General features: G+C 61.1%; 12 protein-coding genes. 1 reads left to right on the top strand and 11 read right to left on the bottom strand.

Annotation, left to right across the window (positions count from 1 at the left end; genetic code table 11):
- Positions 1 to 41: 41 nt before the first annotated feature.
- From ACM6IK_RS28220 to ACM6IK_RS28170, 11 genes are all read right to left on the bottom strand, one after another.
- On the bottom strand, positions 42 to 1,619 hold the full coding sequence (locus ACM6IK_RS28220) for an efflux transporter outer membrane subunit (protein WP_414876911.1): 1,578 nt from the start codon (positions 1,617 to 1,619) through the stop codon (positions 42 to 44).
- Entirely contained in the window at positions 1,616 to 2,680 is a 1,065-nt protein-coding gene (locus tag ACM6IK_RS28215) for an HlyD family secretion protein (RefSeq protein ID WP_414876910.1), read from the bottom strand. The genes ACM6IK_RS28220 and ACM6IK_RS28215 overlap by 4 nt, the downstream gene beginning before the upstream one ends.
- 26 nt (positions 2,681 to 2,706) lie before the next feature.
- Entirely contained in the window at positions 2,707 to 4,239 is a 1,533-nt protein-coding gene (locus ACM6IK_RS28210; RefSeq protein ID WP_414876909.1) for an MFS transporter, read from the bottom strand.
- Positions 4,240 to 4,452: 213 nt separating this feature from the next.
- Positions 4,453 to 5,382 (bottom strand): LysR family transcriptional regulator, encoded by a 930-nt coding sequence (locus ACM6IK_RS28205; protein WP_414876908.1) that lies wholly within the window; start codon positions 5,380 to 5,382, stop codon positions 4,453 to 4,455.
- Between the two features lie 52 nt (positions 5,383 to 5,434).
- On the bottom strand, positions 5,435 to 6,301 hold the full coding sequence (locus ACM6IK_RS28200) for an ABC transporter permease (RefSeq protein ID WP_414876907.1): 867 nt from the start codon (positions 6,299 to 6,301) through the stop codon (positions 5,435 to 5,437).
- Positions 6,302 to 6,322: 21 nt separating this feature from the next.
- Positions 6,323 to 7,183, bottom strand: coding sequence for an ABC transporter ATP-binding protein (locus ACM6IK_RS28195; protein ID WP_414876906.1), 861 nt, complete (start codon positions 7,181 to 7,183; stop codon positions 6,323 to 6,325).
- A gap of 5 nt (positions 7,184 to 7,188) precedes the next feature.
- On the bottom strand, positions 7,189 to 8,214 hold the full coding sequence (locus ACM6IK_RS28190; protein WP_414876905.1) for an ABC transporter substrate-binding protein: 1,026 nt from the start codon (positions 8,212 to 8,214) through the stop codon (positions 7,189 to 7,191).
- Positions 8,215 to 8,232: 18 nt separating this feature from the next.
- Positions 8,233 to 9,120 carry a TauD/TfdA dioxygenase family protein gene (locus tag ACM6IK_RS28185; RefSeq protein ID WP_414876904.1) on the bottom strand — a complete coding sequence of 296 codons (888 nt, stop codon included), beginning with the start codon at positions 9,118 to 9,120 and terminating at the stop codon, positions 8,233 to 8,235.
- A gap of 384 nt (positions 9,121 to 9,504) precedes the next feature.
- Complete coding sequence (locus ACM6IK_RS28180) at positions 9,505 to 10,869, bottom strand: HlyD family type I secretion periplasmic adaptor subunit (RefSeq protein WP_414876903.1); 1,365 nt, start codon at positions 10,867 to 10,869, stop codon at positions 9,505 to 9,507.
- Entirely contained in the window at positions 10,859 to 13,015 is a 2,157-nt protein-coding gene (locus tag ACM6IK_RS28175; protein WP_414876902.1) for a type I secretion system permease/ATPase, read from the bottom strand. Before ACM6IK_RS28175 ends, ACM6IK_RS28180 begins: the two co-directional genes overlap by 11 nt.
- A 42-nt stretch (positions 13,016 to 13,057) precedes the next feature.
- Entirely contained in the window at positions 13,058 to 14,413 is a 1,356-nt protein-coding gene (locus ACM6IK_RS28170; RefSeq protein ID WP_414876901.1) for a TolC family outer membrane protein, read from the bottom strand.
- Between the two features lie 356 nt (positions 14,414 to 14,769).
- Between ACM6IK_RS28170 and ACM6IK_RS28165 the strand changes: the two genes are divergently transcribed.
- On the top strand, positions 14,770 to 16,242 hold a 1,473-nt coding region (locus tag ACM6IK_RS28165), incomplete at its 3' end, for a retention module-containing protein (protein WP_414876900.1).

Below are 16,242 nucleotides of genomic sequence, written 5' to 3'. Positions count from 1 at the left end.
ATGCTGACCCGGTAATGGAGCGATGGCCGGCGGTGGCACCGTCAGCGCAGCGTCGTCTGCGCCACGGGATACACCGACTCCCAACCTCCACCCAACGCCTTGTACAACCCGACGGCCGCCAGCGACACGCCGGTCGAACTCTCGACCCACTGCTCCTGCGTCGCCAGCAACGCCCCTTGCACGGTGAGTACGCTGACGAAATCCACCACGCCTTCGACGTACTGCTGTTGCGCGGTGTCCAGAGCAATGCGGTTCTGGCGCACGGCTTCGGCCAGGCTGTCGCGACGTAACTGGCTGGCGTTGTAGGCGGTCAGTTGGTCATCGATTTCATGCCAGGCGCGCAGCACGGTTTGCTGATAGGCGATAGCGGCTTCCTGTTGTTGTGCTTCACGTAATTCGAGCACGCCGCGCAAGCGGCCGCCATCGAACAACGGCAAAGTGAACTGCGGTCCGACCCCGAACGAACGCGAACCCCAGGAGCCAAAATCACTCAGTTGCATGGCCAGGGACCCGATGTTCCCCGACAGGGTGATGCGCGGATAGAAATCGCCCTTGGCCACGCCAATGCTGGCCGTGGCGGCATGCAGCCGTGCTTCGGCCTGGCGAATGTCCGGCCTGCGCTCAGCCAGTTGCGAGGGCAAGCCAATGGCGACCTGCCGCGGCGTTTGTGGCACCGGTGCGTCTGTGGATAACTCCGCCGCCAATGCCTGGGGCGGTTCGCCCATCAACAGACTCAAGGCGTTGATCAGTTGCCACTGGCGCTGCTCCAGTGTCGGCAGGCGCGATTCGATGGCCGCTACCTGCGCGGCGGCTTCGGCGACATCCAGATCCGTCGCGACGCCGTCGGCCAGGCGCAGTTGCGAGAGCTTCAGGCTATGACGGGCGACGTCGAGATTCTGTTCGGTGACGAGCCGGGTGTTCTGCACACCGCGTAGTTGAATGTAGTCCTGGGCGGTTTCGGCCAGCACCGACAGCAGCACACCGCGTCGGTCGTTCTCGGCGACTTCCAGGTTGGCGTCGGCGGCTTCGGTTTCCCGACGCACACGCCCCCAGAAATCCAGCTCCCAGGAGGCGGAAAAGCCGGCATCCCACAGATTGAAGGCGGATTGGCCGTCGTGTCCTGACGGGTCGTTCAGGCCTTCACCACTGTTACGGTTGCGTCCATAACGGCCGCTGGCGGCCGTGTTGGGGTAGCGCTCGGCAGTGATGACCTGACGCACCGCGCGACTTTGCTGCAAGCGGCTGCTGGCCAGCTTCAGGTCGAGGTTGTCGGTCAGGGCGCGCTGGCTCAGGGCCGAGAGTTTCGGGTCGTGGAACACCTCCCACCAGCGCTCGGCCATTGTTTCGGCAACGGCCTGGCTGGCGGCGGATTTAGCCGGTTTTGCCCATTCGGCGATTTGTGTGGCTTCGGGCTTTTTGAAATCGGGGCCGACGGTGCATGCGCTGAGGCTCATTGCGAGCAAGGCACTCAAGGTAAGTTGCGACAGTTGGCCCCTTCGCGAGCAAGCTCGCTCCCACAATGGACTTTCTGTGATGCGAAAATCTTGTACATCGCGCATAACCCTTGTGGGAGCGAGCTTGCTCGCGATGGCGTCCGCACTGTCAACACAGGCTTTCATCGCTGAGTCACCTCACGCAAGACAGCACTTGCGGTATCGATACTCGCCTCCACCGACATCCCCACCCGCAAGCGCTCGGCCAGCGACTGTCCCGGCTCCAGCACGATCTTCACCGGAATCCGCTGCACCACCTTGGTGAAGTTGCCGGTGGCGTTGTCCGGCTTGACCGCGGCGAACGTCACCCCGGTGGCCGGTGCAATGCTTTCGACACGACCGTTCAATGCCGCACCGCCCAGGCTGTCGACGCGCACTTGCACAGCCTGCCCCGGCTGCACATCCGTCAGTTGGGTTTCCTGGAAATTGGCCATCACATAAGCCTGCGCCAGCGGTACCACTGCGAGGATTTTGCTGCCCGGAGTGACGTAGGCACCGACCCGCACCGCGCGTTCGCCGACCATGCCGTCCTGTGGCGCCACGATCCGCGTATAGGACAACTCGTAGCTGGCCATTTCCAGCTTCGCTTGCGTCCGCTTCAGCCCCCCTTCGGCTGCATCGCGCTGGGCCGTGAAGATTTCCACCTGCTTGCGTTCCGCCGCCAGCACTGCCGTGGCGTTGGCCAGCCGCGCGGAGGCCTGGTCGATGCGTGTTTGCGCCTGTTGCGCATTTTGCACCGTGCCGGCGCCCACCCCGGCGAGGTGGTTGTAGCGGTTCAATTCATGCTCGGCAAAGGCCATTTCCGCCTTGGCCGAAACCACCGAGGATTGCGCCTGGGCAATCACCGACGCCTGGCGCTCGAGGGTCGCCCGGGCGTTTTGCAGTTGCGCCCTGGCCACCAGCGTTTCGGCGTCGGCGGCCTGGGCGGCGGCGCGCAAATCCCGGTCATCGATCAGCGCCAGCAACTGCCCGGCCTTGACCTGCTGGTTGTCCTCGACCAGCACTTGCTTGATAAACCCGGCGACCCGCGGCACGACCAGGGTGAAATCCGCCGAGACATAAGCATCGTTGGTGCTCTGCTGGGTACGCTTGCCGAACAGGCCGGGCATCGTCAGGTACAGCAACACGCCGACGGCCAACGCGGCGACCACGGCCACCGCGACTTTCTGCTTTGCTTGAGTGTTCATAAAAACCTTCTGTATCAGTGGAGCATTCAGGTCGGTGCGCGCGGCGGATAGATCCGCGTCGGCAGCCAGAAAATCAACAGGATCAAGGTCACAGCGATACCGGCCATGCACAGGTAAAGATCAGAGGAAGTGAGCACCACCGCTTGCTCATGCAGACGATGGGCAAGACTTGCGCTGTCGCGCTCAGCCAGCGGCGAGTTGCCGAGGCGATCGACCAGCATGGTCGAGTGAAAATGCAGGCGTACCGTGGTCAGCGCTTCGATTACACCGGTAGCGATGACCGCCGAAAGGCCTTTGACGGTGTTGAACCAGGCCGATGCGAATGGCCCTTGCATCGGGTTGATGCTGCCGGTGGACAGCATCAGCAGCGGCAACACTGCCATGGGCTGACCGAAAATCTGCAGCCATTGCAGCACATAGAAATCGTCGCGAATCCACGCGGACGTCAGTTGCGAACCGCCGACGCACGACAGCGCCAGCATGCTCAGGCCGACGCCCAATACCCAGCGGCAATCGACCCAGCGAAAGTTGCACAGCGCCGCCACCAACGGCAGCGCAATCAATTGCGGCAGCGCCGCCAGCAGCATGATCGGCGCGGTCTGCACCGGGCGATAACCCTGGACCTGCGCCAGGTAGCTGGACGGAATTATGATCACCGCCTGCAACACCACCAGCACGCCCGCCAGGGTCAGCAGGGCGAAAGACAGGTTACGGATGCCGAGCATCTGCATCTTGAAAAACGGCATCGGCTGCGACCATTCGCCGGTCAAGAACAGCGCCAGCAGCAACAGCCCGCCGCCGAGCAATCCGCAGATCAGGTTCGACTCGAACCAGTCCAGGCGATTGCCCTGCAAGATGCCGATCACCAGCATGCAGATGGCGGGAAAACCCAGCAGCACACCGCGCCAGTTGAAGGACTTGAAGCGTTCCAGACGTAGTGGGTCCCGGGGTAAGCCATACGCCACCGCAGCCATGGCAATCAGGCACGGCGCGATGATTTGCCAGAAGGTCCATTGCCAGCCGACATATTCGGTCCACAATCCGGCCAATGGCGTGCCCAGGCCCGGGCCGAACGTCGCCGTCAGGGCATAACCGGCCAGGCCATACAACTTCACATTGGCCGGCAGAAACCGCAGGGCCACGGTCATCAGCATGGGCGGCAATGCGCCACCCGCCAGGCCTTGCAAGGTGCGCAGCAACAACAGGCTTTCGTAATTCGGGGCGAACGGGCACAACATACCCAACAGGGTGAACAGGCCGATGGCCCACAGGGTGAAACGCCGCAGCGAGAACGTCACCGCACACCACGGCGCGAAGGCCATGGCCGCCACGGAAGTCGCGGTGTAACAGGCGACCAGCCAGGTGCCCTCGTCGTAGCCGATGGCCAACGCACCGCGGATGTCGGCCAGGGCGACTTTGGTCACCATCTCGTTCAGGCCCGACGCCAGCACCGCCAGCAGCACACCCACCAGGCCGATGATGATTCGCGGGCCGAAGACCTGTGGTGAAGCTGTCGGGCCGGTCGCGGCGACGGATGCCGGGGCCGTGAGGGAAGTCATGTATTGCAAGCTCCGGCGTGGAAAGACCGAAGCATTCTAGGAAGCGTGGTGCCTGACGAAAATCAACTTATTGGCAGGTTATAAGTGCGCTAGACGCAACGATAGTCCCGCCATCCCTTGTGGGAGCGAGCTTGCTCGCGATGAGGCCGGTAGCCTCGACATCTTTATTGCTTGACCTGCCGCTATCGCGAGCAAGCTCGCTCCCACAGGGGTTCAGCGGTGACTTTCAGGTTGAGCGACCAGCCAGGTTTCATCGCAGCAGGATTTCAGCGTTTCGCGCAGCCAGCGGTGTGCCGGGTCCTTGTCGAAGCGCGGGTGCCAGGCCTGGGTCAGCATCAAGGTCGGCAACGGGATGGGCAGGTCGAACGAGCGCAGTTTCAACCCCAGCCGCCGCACACTCAGCAAGGCTTCCTTGGGCACCGGCAGAATCAGGTCGGAATCGGGCAAGGCGAACATCGCCGCATGAAAACTGGGCGCGATCACCGCCACCCGCCGCTCCAGCCCCAGGGCATTGAGCGCGGTATCGATGGGCCCACGGGCAATGCCACGCCGGGACATGCTGATATGGGAATAACCGGCATAGCGCTCTGCCGTGATCTCTTCGTCCAACAGCGGGTGATCCTCACGCACCAGGCCGACGAAGTGGGTGGAAAACAGGTTCTGGACTTTCACTTCCGGCGTCAGCGGACGGGTGTTACTGATGCTCAAATCGATCCGCCCTTCGCGCAACGCCTCATCATCGCCATCGCCTTCGGGGACGAAACGCAACTCACAGTGCGGTGCCTGTCGGTCAAGGGTGTCGAACAGCTTGCCGCCGTAAACGCCGACAAAAAAGTCGTTGGCCCTAATACTGAAACGCCGCCGCAACGAACTCAGTTCCACCGCATCAGCCGAGCGAAACAGCAACCCGGCCTGCTCCACCACACTGCGCACCTGCTCGCGCAATTCCAGCGCCTTGGGGGTCGGCACCAGGCCACGCCCGGCGCGCACCAAAATCGGATCGCCAATGGCTTCGCGGATGCGCGTCAACGTCCGGCTCATGGCCGCCGGACTCAGGTTCATCCGCCGCGCGGCGCCCACCACACTGCCCTCGTCGAGCAAGGCGTCGAGGGCGACCAACAGATTCATGTCTGGCAATTGCATTGCGAGCACTCGTGTCTGATCAAGGTTGACTCAGACGCAATGCTAGCAAACATCACCGAACCATCCCCCACCGTTTCACCGTCACCCGCTCCAAAGAATCAAACACCAGATTCTCCACCAGCAACCCAATCAGAATCACCACCGCCAACCCGGCAAACACCTTGTCGGTATACAGCTCATTGCGATTCTGAAAAATGTACCACCCTAGCCCGCCCTTCCCACTGGTTGCACCAAACACCAGCTCAGCAGCAATCAACGTGCGCCAGGCAAACGCCCAGCCGATTTTCAGCCCGGCGAGGATCGACGGCAGTGCTGCCGGGATCAGGATGAACAGCACGAAACGCATGCCCTTGAGGCCGTAGTTGCGCCCGGCCATGCGCAGGGTTTCCGAGACGCCGAGGAAGCCGGCGTAGGTGTTCAGCGCCAGCGCCCAGAGTACCGAATGCACCAGCACGAAAATCAGGCTGTTCTGGCCCAGTCCAAACCACAGCAGCGCCAGCGGCAGCAGCGCGATGGCCGGCAACGGGTTGAACATCGAGGTCAGAGTGCTGAGCAAGTCGCGACCGAATTGTGTCGACACCGCCAACGTCGTCAGGGCAAATGCCAGGACGATGCCGATCAGGTAACCCTTGAGCAACACCACCAGGGAAATCCACACCTTGCCCAGCAATTCACCGCTGAGCAGGCCGTCGTAAAACGCCTGTGCGGTTTGCACAAAGCTCGGCAGCAGCAGGTCGTTGTTTTGATACCGGGCAACCGCTTCCCAAAGCACGGCGAGCAAAATCAGGATCAGGCTCTTACGTAGCCAGCTCTGTTGCCACAGTCGTTGGCCGAGGGGTAGTTCCCGCTCCAGCGGCACGCTGATCAGTGGCTGCAAAACCGTTTCGAACTCTTCACGCGGGGATGATAAATGGCTCATCGGGCCCTCCTTTCAACTGGCTCAATACGCGATGCGGATGTCGGCGAAATCCAGTTCATGATCGGCTTGGGTCGGCTGGCCTTCGTCGAACAACAGCCGATGGATGCGCCGCGCTGATTCCTGGAACGCCACGCCGCCGAGGCTGTGCAAATCGTATTGATGGCTGTGGACTTCCGCCCGCACCCGCCCCGGATGCGGAGACAGCAACAGGATGCGATTGCCCACCACCAATGCCTCTTCGATGGAGTGCGTGACGAACAACAGCGTGAAACGCACCTCCTCCCAGAGCAGCAATAATTCTTCCTGCATCTTGCGTCGGGTCAGGGCGTCGAGGGCGGCGAAGGGTTCGTCCATGAGGAGGATTTTCGGCTGCATCGCCAGTGCCCGGGCAATCGCAACCCGCGCCTTCATCCCGCCCGACAGGGTATGCGGATAAGCATCGGCAAACGCCGCCAGACCGACCTTCTCCAGATAGTGCAACGCCCGCTCTTCGGCCTCTTTGCGCTTGAGGGTTTTCGAGGCCAGCAGCGGAAACATCACGTTCTGCTTCACGGTTTTCCACGGCGGCAGTTGGTCAAACTCCTGGAACACCACGATCCGGTCCGGCCCCGGCGCATCGACGCGCCGGCCTTGCAGACGGATCTCGCCTTCCACGGGCTGGATGAATCCAGCCGCCGCCTTGAGCAACGTCGACTTGCCGCAACCGGACGGTCCGAGCAGGACAAAACGGTCCGCCGGATCGATCTCGAAACTGACTTGATGGGTCGCCCGCACCACACGCTGCGGCGTGCGGTATTCGAGGCTGACGTTATCGACCGACAGCAGCGCCTGGGCTGCCGCGATCGATTTGCTGACCGTGTGGCCTTGCAAAGGGGCGTTCATTTCGGTCAGCTCCCTTGCAGCGGCTTGGCGTCCTGGAAGAAGTAGTCCTTCCACGAATCCGGTTTGTTTTTGATCGCACCGACGCGGTAAAGGAACTCGGCCAGCGGGTAAGTGTTTTTCGGCGTGACGCTGAATTCGAACTGCGGGTTGTCGATGATTTTCAGCAACGCGGCGCGGTCGATCTTGGCATTGGTAACGCGGATATAAGTGTCGGCTGCCGCGCCCTTATCGTTCTGCGCGAATTGCGCCGCTTCGGTCAGCGCATCAATGAATGCCTTGTAGGTTTTCGGGTTCTCGTCGCGGAATTTCTCGGTGGCGAACAGCACCGTCGGCGAGTTCGGACCGAGCAGGTCATAGGTGTTCAGCACCACGTGCACGTTGGGATTGGCCAGTTCCTGATCCTGGAACGGCGGGTTGGAAAAGTGCCCACTCAGCTCGGTGCCGCCGGCCACCAGCGCAGCCGTGGCATCAGGATGTGGAACGGCGATGGTGTACTTGTCGAGGCGATTGAAGTCCTTGTCACCCCACTGCTTGGCCGCCGCGTATTGCAGGAAGCGCGACTGCACCGACACGCCCACCGCTGGCACCGCAATGCGGTCCTTCTCGGTGAAGTCGGCGATGGTCTTGACCTTGGGATTATTGCTCACCAGGTAGTACGGAAAGTTGCCCAGGGAAGCCACGGCCTTGACGTTCTGCTTGCCATGGGTGCGGTCCCAGATCGTCAACAACGGGCCGACACCTGCGCCGGCAATATCGATCGAGCCTGCGAGCAACGCATCGTTGACCGCCGCGCCACCCGAGAGCTGAGTCCAGTCGACCTTGATGTCGATACCTTCCTGCTTGCCGTATTTCTCGATCAGGTTCTGATCGCGCACCACATTGAGCAGCAGGTAGACGATGCCGAACTGTTCGGCGATGCGGATTTCACCTTCGGCGTGGGCCACGGTCGGCGTCACCAGGCTGCCGGCAATCAGGCTGAAACCCAGGCCGATGGCCGCGGCCAGCGGTGCGAATGGAAGACGTTTGGACATGATCAAATCTCCGACAAATCAGAAAGGCGCGTCGCCCTGGATGGTGGTGCGATACAGCTTGCGGCGCAGATGGCTGGGGCATCCGGCGGCGAGGTGGATCAGCGAACGGTTATCCCAGAACACCAGGTCATGGGGCTGCCATTGATGGCGGTAGATGTTTTGCGGCAGCACGCTGTGGGCGTAGAGCTCGGTCAGCAGTTGCTGACTCTCGTCTTCTGGCAGGCCAACGATGCGGGTGGTGAACCCTTCGCTGACAAACAACGCCTTGCGGCCGTTTTCCGGATGGGTGCGCACGACCGGGTGGACGACTTCAGCGACCTGGGCGAGTTGCTCCGGGGTCAGGGTCGGGCGCCAGTTGCCTTCGAATTTTGTTTCGCTGTAACGCGCCGTGTAGGAGTGCGCCGCCGAGCGACCTTCCACCGCTTTACGTAGCGCGAGCGGCAGGTTGTCCCAGGCTTTGTGCATGTCGGCGAACAGCGTGTCGCCGCCCTCCGCTGGCAGCTCTTGGGCATGCAGCATCGAACCCAGGCTCGGTAGCTCCTTATAAGAAAGATCGGAGTGCCAGAACTTCCCGGCATCACCGAGGCCGATGTTCTGGCCGTTCTCGACGATGTTGGAAACGATGAGGATTTCCGGATGCCCTGCCAGCAGGAACTGCTTGAGCACGTGGATCTGCAACACGCCAAAGCGACGGCTGAAATCGATGTGCTGTTCGGGGGTGATGCGCTGGTCGCGGAACACCACCACATGATGGTCCAGATGCGCGCGATGAATGCGTGCGAAGTCCTGATCATTGATCGGACGGGACAGGTCGAGGCCGATGATTTCGGCCCCTACCGCACCGCTGAACGGGCGGATTTCAAAGAACTGTGGCGCGATGCTTGGCGAAGCTGAAGCTGCAGACATAAATCACTCCCACGCACGGCACGCTCAAAGGCGCGCGCGTCGATCAGAAACTCACGGAGGTCCCGTGTTGGTTCGTGTCGTGCGGCGCGCCGATTGGTCGGCAGGTACGCAGGAGGTTGACTTTATAGATATAAAAATTGAAATTTAAATACCGTTAACGAATAACGATATGGCGATTGCTAAGGGGATGGAGGAATCGTGGTGTGATGTTATTTGTCACTTTTTGACAGAATTGTGGTGCTTTGGCGGACGCCATCGCGAGCAGGCTCGCTCCCACAGGGGTTCTCCGATGGGCACAAAATTGTGCTCCAGCAAAAATCCGTGTGGGAGCGAGCCTGCTCCGGGCGGCGTTCCGACGAAGAGACCATCAGCCTCGATGAATTTCTAGCGCTCGTGCAGCGCCTCGGCCCGCGCGCGGATGATCGGCTTGAGCAGGTAGCTGAGGACGGTCTTCTTGCCGGTGATGATGTCCACGGAAGCCACCATCCCCGGAATGATCAGCAACGGCTTGTCATCAGTGCCCAAGTGGCTGCGGTCGGTGCGCAGCCTGATGATGTAGTAGGTGGTCTTCTTGTCTTCATCGGTGATGGTGTCGGCGCCGATCTGCTCCAGCCTGGCCTTCAACCCGCCGTAGATGGTGTAGTCATAGGCGGTGAATTTCACCGTCGCTTCCTGCCCCGGATGCAGGAACGCAATGTCCTGCGGGCGGATCTTCGCCTCGACCAGCAAGGTGTCGTCCAGCGGCACGATTTCCACCAGGTCGCTGCCCGGCTGGATAACCCCGCCGATGGTATTGACCAGCAGTTTATTGACGATACCCCGCACCGGCGAAGTGACCAGCGTCCGGCTGACCCGATCTTCAAGGGCCTTGCCGGTGGCCTGGGCCTTGTTCAGGTCGGTGCGTGCTTCGTTGAGTTGGGTCAGGGCTTCGCTGCGGAATTTGCCGCGGGTTTCATCGACCTTGCGCTGCACTTCCTTGATTGCCGATTCGGCACGCGGAATGGCCAGGGTGGTGGCGTCGAGCTGACCACGGGTCTCCGCTTCGGCACGCCTGAGGCGCAAAACCTCCACCGGCGATACCGCACCTTGGGCCACCAACGGCTCGGACATGCTGATTTCCTGACGCTGGAAGCCCAATTGCTGGCGATACTGCGCCTGCTTGGACGTGAATTCGCGCAGCTCCTGCTGGCGCTGGATCAACTGCTCCTGCAAGCCGCCAATCTCATCGTGCAACTGTTGGCGGCGGCTTATATAGAGCGACTCTTCGTTCTTGGCCTGACCCGGTACGGCCTTGAGTACATCTTCGGGGAAGTTCAGCGGGCGATCCTCGACCTCGGCGCTCAGGCGTTCGACCCGCAGCAGCATCGACAACCGATCGGCCTCGGTTTCACCGACATTCGAAGCAAATCGCGTGTCGTCCAGGCGAATCAGCGGTGCCCCGGCTTCGACGATCTGGCCTTCCTTGACGAACAGCTCGGCAACGATGCCGCCCTCGAGGTTCTGGATTTTCTGGATCTTCGACGATGGAATCGCCTTGCCATCGCCCTTGGTCACTTCGTCGATGACCGCGAAGTTGGCCCAGAGCATCAGGAACACGAAGAACGCGATGATCGCCCAGATCGTCAGCCGCACCACTCGCGGCGCATCCTCGATCAGTGCCTTGTTGACCTCCGGCAGCGGCTGGCCCTGCAGCGAAGCAGCGCCTTTGAAGTAGCGACGGATCGAATCCTTACCCGACTTAAGCAACACTGATCTGCCCCTTCTTCAACGCTTCCATCACCGCGGCTTTCGGGCCGTCGGCGAGTATCTGCCCGCGGTCGATCACGATCAGTCGATCGACCAGCGACAACAGCGATGCCCGGTGCGTCACCAGCACCATGGTCTTGTTCTCGATCACCGCTGCCAAGCGCTGCTTGAGGCGTTCTTCGCCGGTGTTGTCCATGGCGCTGGTCGGTTCGTCGAGTAGCAGGATCGGCGGATTGAGCAACAGCGCACGGGCCAGGGCGACGTTCTGCCGTTGACCACCGGAAAGGTTCTGCCCGCGCTCGCCGACTTGCAGCTCATAGCCCTGCGGATGCAGGCGCGCGTATTCGTGGACGCCGGCCAGCTCTGCCGCTTGCAACACCAGTTCGTCCTCGACATACCGCGCACCGGAAACCAGGTTGTCGCGCAAGGTGCCGGCGAGCAACTGAATGTCCTGGGGCACGTAGCCGATGTTGTAGCGCAGCTCGCTGACGTCGATCTGGCGGATATCCACTCCATCGACCAACAACGAGCCATCATCTGGCTGATACAGCCCCACCAGCAGTTTCGCCAGCGAGCTCTTGCCCGAGCCGCTTCGACCAATGATGCCGACCTTCTCGCCGGGACGAATCGACAGGTTGATGTTCTTCAGCGCCAGGTTCTGCTGTTGCGGGTAGGTGAAGTTGAGCTGACGGCACTCAATGCCGCCTTGCAGCACCTTGCGGCTGAGCGGACGCTCTTCGAAATTGCGCTCCTGAGGCAGCTCCATCATCTGGTCGACCGAGGTCATGGTCACCCGCGCTTGCTGATAGCGGGTCAACAACCCGGACAGTGACGCCAGCGGGCTGAGCGCTCGGCCACTGAGCATGTAGCAGGCAATCAGGCCGCCCATGCTCAGGTGACCGTCGATGATCTGGTACACGCCGAAGACGATCATGATCACCCCGGCCAGTTGCTGGATCAGCAAGGTGATGTTCATCGCCAGGCCGGAGAGCATTTTCACCCGCAACTCAAGGCGACTGAGGGTGCCGATGGTCTGTTCCCACTGATATTGGCGTTCGCTTTCGGCGTTGTTGACCTTCACCGCATCCAGGCCGGCCAAGGTTTCGATCAGGCTCGACTGACGCTCGGCCCCCAGCGCCATGGTCCGTTCCATGGTTGCCACCAGGGGTTTCTGCAAGGCGTAGCCGATGGCCAGGGCGATCGGGAATGCCAGCACCGGAATCCACACCAGGTGCCCGCCAAGGATCGCGATGACGATAAAGATCAGAATCGTGAACGGCAGGTCGATCAGGCTGGTCAGCGTTAGCGAGGCGAGGAAGTCCCGCAGGCTCTGAAATTCATGGATGTTTTGGGCAAAGCTGCCGACCCGCGCCGGCCGGTACTTCATGGCCATGCCGACGATGCGCTCGAACAGCGTGGCCGAGATGATCAGGTCGGTTTTCTTGCCGGCCAGATCCAGGCACAGACTGCGCAGGCTTTTCAGGATCAGGTCGAAGAGGTAGGCGCCCGTGATGCCGAGTGCCAGCACCCAGAGCGTCGCTTCGGCCTGGTTCGGCACCACGCGGTCGTAGACGTTCATCACGAACAACGGCGCAGCCATGGCGATGATGTTGATCAGAAAACTGGCGGCGATGGCGTCGACATACAACCAGCGCGAACGCTTGAGGGTGTCGCGAAACCACGAGCGCGCACGCGGAATCAGCGTGCCGTGGTTGACGTCGAATTTGTGCTGGGGCTGAGCGAAAAAGACCTTGCCGGTATAGTCGTCGGCCAGCAGTTCGCGAGTGACCAGGGACTCACCGCCATCGCTTTCGCTGAGCAGCACCCGCGCCCGATCTTCGCCTTGCCAGCCAAGCAGGACGGCACTGCGACCGTCCTTGAGCAGCAGCAATGCCGGCATGGCAATCACCGGAATATCCTCCAGCTTGCGCTGCAGCACCCGACCTTGCAGCCCCGCGCGAGCGGCCGCGCGAGGCAGCAAGTCGACACTCAGGCGCTGCTCGGGCAGCGGCAGGCCGGTGGTCAGCATTGCCGCGCTGGCAGGCTTCTGGTGCAGCATGCAAAGAGCGAGCAGACCATCCAGCAACGGATCGTCATGCAACGCGCGCGGATCATGAATGAGTTGAACCCGACTGACTTCTGATTCCACGCTCGGCACTCTTGGCTAACAATTGAACAACGAAGGTCCCGCTCAATTCATACCGGGCAATTGAACCTTGGGCTTCACGTCGTTCTGCACAACGGATGCCAATGGTGCGACCACTCCCTGGCTTTTGAGCAATTCGCCCATGGTCGCCTTGATACGGTACTGAGTAAATAACTGAGTGTTCTTGATCTCCGCCAGACGACGAGAGGAGGTAAACAGTTCGTTCTCACTGTCGAGCAAATCGAGCAGAGTGCGCTCGCCAAGGCTGAACTGACGCTGATAAGCGGTACGCACAGCGGTGCTGTGGTCGACGTATTGCTGGGCGATCGGCACCTGCGCGTTGGCATTGTTCAGGGCATTCCAGGCCAGACCCAGCTCTTCATTCAATTGGCGCAGGGCGTTGTTGCGGATGTCCAGCGCCTGATTCGACAGGTAGGACTTGGACTCCAGATCGGCCTTGTTGCTGCCGCCGGAATACAGGTTGAAACGCATGCGCAGCATGGCTTGCCATTCGTTGTTGTGGCCGTTCTGGCCATCAATATCGTTGTCCGCGCTGCGACCCAATTCAGCATCGACGCGTGGGTAGAAGGTCGACTTGGCCGTGTCGTACTGCTTCTCGGCGGCGGCGATATCGGATTCGGCCGAGCGCAGGATCGGGCTGTTTTCCAGCATCTGCGCACGGGCTTCATTCAGGTTGGCCGGCATCAGCGCCATGAAGCTCGCCGGGCGCTCCAGTTGATCCGGCATCTGGCCGACAGCGGAGAGGTAGTTGGTTTCGGCGTCAGCCAGGTTGGTCTGCTCGGTGATCAGGTTGTTGCGCGCCTGGGCCATCCGCGCTTCCGCCTGATCGAGGTCGGCGCCACTGCCGACACCTCGCTGGGTGCGCAGCTGGATCTGGTCGTAAATGCGTTGGTGACTCTTGAGGTTGTCCTCGGCCAGACGCACGAATTCGCGACGGGTCAGCACGTCGAGATAAACCTGGGCAACGGTCAGCCCGGTACGCTCGGAAGTACTCAGCAGCGAGTAGGCGCGGGAGTTGACGGCGGCTTGTTGACGCCCCACTTCGCTGGACGTCGCAAAACCGTCAAAAACCATTTGAGTCAAACGCAAACTGGACTCACTGCGATTCAGGGTTTCCCAGTGCTTGTTGCTACTGCTGTCCGTGCGTGTAGTCACGCTATCGGTGCCTTCACGACCGTAACCACCCAGCAGATCGACCCGTGGCAGGTATCCACCTTTCGCAGCCTTCAACTGATAGTCCGCAGCCAATCGGCTGTTGACGCCTGCCTGGACCTCCGGATGGACATCCAGCGCTTGTTGCATGGCGTCTGGCAAGGACTGCGCCTGGACGAAAGACGCGGCGAGGACGAAAGGTATAGCCATGAACAAAGGCGAACGCATGGTAGGAATTTCCCAGAACTTCTTGTCTTGAATCACAGCAAAAGAGCGCGCTGCGTCGGAAGATCGCAAGCGGAATGACCGTATGTCGGAAAGTTCAACAGCGGATCTGGATCACATGCCGAGGACCGGTCACCACTGAAATATCAATGTGACATTACTGGGGTGATTGTTTAGGATGGCTCCAAGAAGGTCAATAGTTTGGCATTAAGTTAATAGCGAAAAATTCTAGCCAATTTATTGACGTATTTTTGCGTCAAACTTGTGCACTTATTTTGCAATGTACGTCCAGGCTGGTCGGCGCAAGCGCCATCAGGTCTATGGAAGTCAACTGAACGTGACACCCCGGAGAGTCTTCAATGAGCAGTGTTGTTGCCATCGTCAAAAGCATTGTCGGTCAGGTTTTCGTGGTGTCCCCAGAGGGCGTCCGCCGTGTTCTCGTTGAAGGCGACAAACTGTTCGCCGGCGACCAGATCGACACGGGCCTTTCCGGCGCCGTGTCCCTGGAACTGGCCGATGGCCGCACCCTCGATCTGGGCCGTGACACCCAGTGGAGCGCTGACACCCCGGACTCCGGCACTGATCTGGCAGCCGCCACTGCGCAAGCCGCGCCATCGGTAGAGGAGCTGCAACAAGCCATTGTCGCCGGTGCCGACCCGACCAAAGACCTTGAAGCCACCGCTGCGGGCCCGACGACGGCAGGCTCTGGTGGTGCCGCCGGTGGCGGTCACAGCTTCGTGATGCTCGACGCTACGGCTGGCCGCGTCGATCCGACCATTGGCTTCCCGACCGACGGCCCTGCTGCCACTGTCACCCCCACGACCCTCGATATCGGCAACCAGACCCTCACGACTCTCACGACCGCCACCGCTGCGAGCGTACTGAATGCGGATACTGGCACGCTGACCGAAGACAGCGTCGCGACGGGCAATGTACTGAGCAACGATAGCGATGCCAGCACGCCGCTCAGCGTCACCGGTTTCACCATCGCCGGCGTGACCGGCAGTTTCACCGCTGGCCAGATAGCAACCATCGTCGGCGTCGGTACGTTGACCATCGATGCCAACGGCAACTACACCTTTACGCCGGACGCCAACTACAACGGTGCCGTACCGCAAGTCACGTACACCACCAACACCGGCTCGAGCAGCACGCTGGATCTCACCGTGACAGCGTTCGATGATCCGAGCATTTTGACTGCCGACAGCCAGATCATTGCAGAAGACACCACCGCAACCGGCAACGTGCTGAGCAACGACAGCGACCTCGACAACGCCCTGAGCGTGGTCAGCTTCACCATCGACGGTGTCACTGGCACCTTCGCCGCCGGCCAGACCGCGACCATCGCCAACGTCGGTACCCTGGTCATCGGCACCAACGGCGCCTATACCTTTACCCCGGACGCCAACTACAACGGCGCGGTGCCAACCGTCAGCTACACCGTGACTGATGGCTCCACTTCGACGCTGAACATCGACGTCACGCCGGTCGATGACAGCTTTGTCGATGCCAGCGAACGTGTGACCACTGCTGAAGATGCCCCGGTGAGCGGCAGCGTCCTCACGGGCACGAGCAGCGTCGATGGCCCGGTCAGCGTGCTCAGCTTCACCATCGGTGACACCACCTACGCCGCCGGCAGCACCGCAACCATCGCCAACGTCGGCACCCTGGTGATCGGCGCCAACGGGGCCTACACCTTCACCCCGGACGCTAACTACAACGGCGCGGTGCCGACCGTCAGCTATACCGTCACCGACGGGTCCGGCAGCAACGTCACCTCGGCCTTGAACATCGACGTCACGCCGGTCGATGACAGCTTCACCGACCTCAGC

The sequence above is a fragment of the Pseudomonas sp. IT-196MI5 genome, assembly GCF_949767415.1.
Taxonomy (GTDB): Bacteria; Pseudomonadota; Gammaproteobacteria; order Pseudomonadales; family Pseudomonadaceae; genus Aquipseudomonas.
This window is presented reverse-complemented; position numbering and strand designations above follow the sequence as displayed.

Bases quoted from the DNA above. Each gene is read 5' to 3' on its own strand.
- ACM6IK_RS28220 (WP_414876911.1), bottom strand. From the start codon at position 1,619: ATGAAAGCCTGTGTTGACAGTGCGGACGCCATCGCGAGCAAGCTCGCT.
- ACM6IK_RS28215 (WP_414876910.1), bottom strand. From the start codon at position 2,680: ATGAACACTCAAGCAAAGCAGAAAGTCGCGGTGGCCGTGGTCGCCGCG.
- ACM6IK_RS28210 (WP_414876909.1), bottom strand. From the start codon at position 4,239: ATGACTTCCCTCACGGCCCCGGCATCCGTCGCCGCGACCGGCCCGACA.
- ACM6IK_RS28205 (WP_414876908.1), bottom strand. From the start codon at position 5,382: ATGCAATTGCCAGACATGAATCTGTTGGTCGCCCTCGACGCCTTGCTC.
- ACM6IK_RS28200 (WP_414876907.1), bottom strand. From the start codon at position 6,301: ATGAGCCATTTATCATCCCCGCGTGAAGAGTTCGAAACGGTTTTGCAG.
- ACM6IK_RS28195 (WP_414876906.1), bottom strand. From the start codon at position 7,183: ATGAACGCCCCTTTGCAAGGCCACACGGTCAGCAAATCGATCGCGGCA.
- ACM6IK_RS28190 (WP_414876905.1), bottom strand. From the start codon at position 8,214: ATGTCCAAACGTCTTCCATTCGCACCGCTGGCCGCGGCCATCGGCCTG.
- ACM6IK_RS28185 (WP_414876904.1), bottom strand. From the start codon at position 9,120: ATGTCTGCAGCTTCAGCTTCGCCAAGCATCGCGCCACAGTTCTTTGAA.
- ACM6IK_RS28170 (WP_414876901.1), bottom strand. From the start codon at position 14,413: ATGCGTTCGCCTTTGTTCATGGCTATACCTTTCGTCCTCGCCGCGTCT.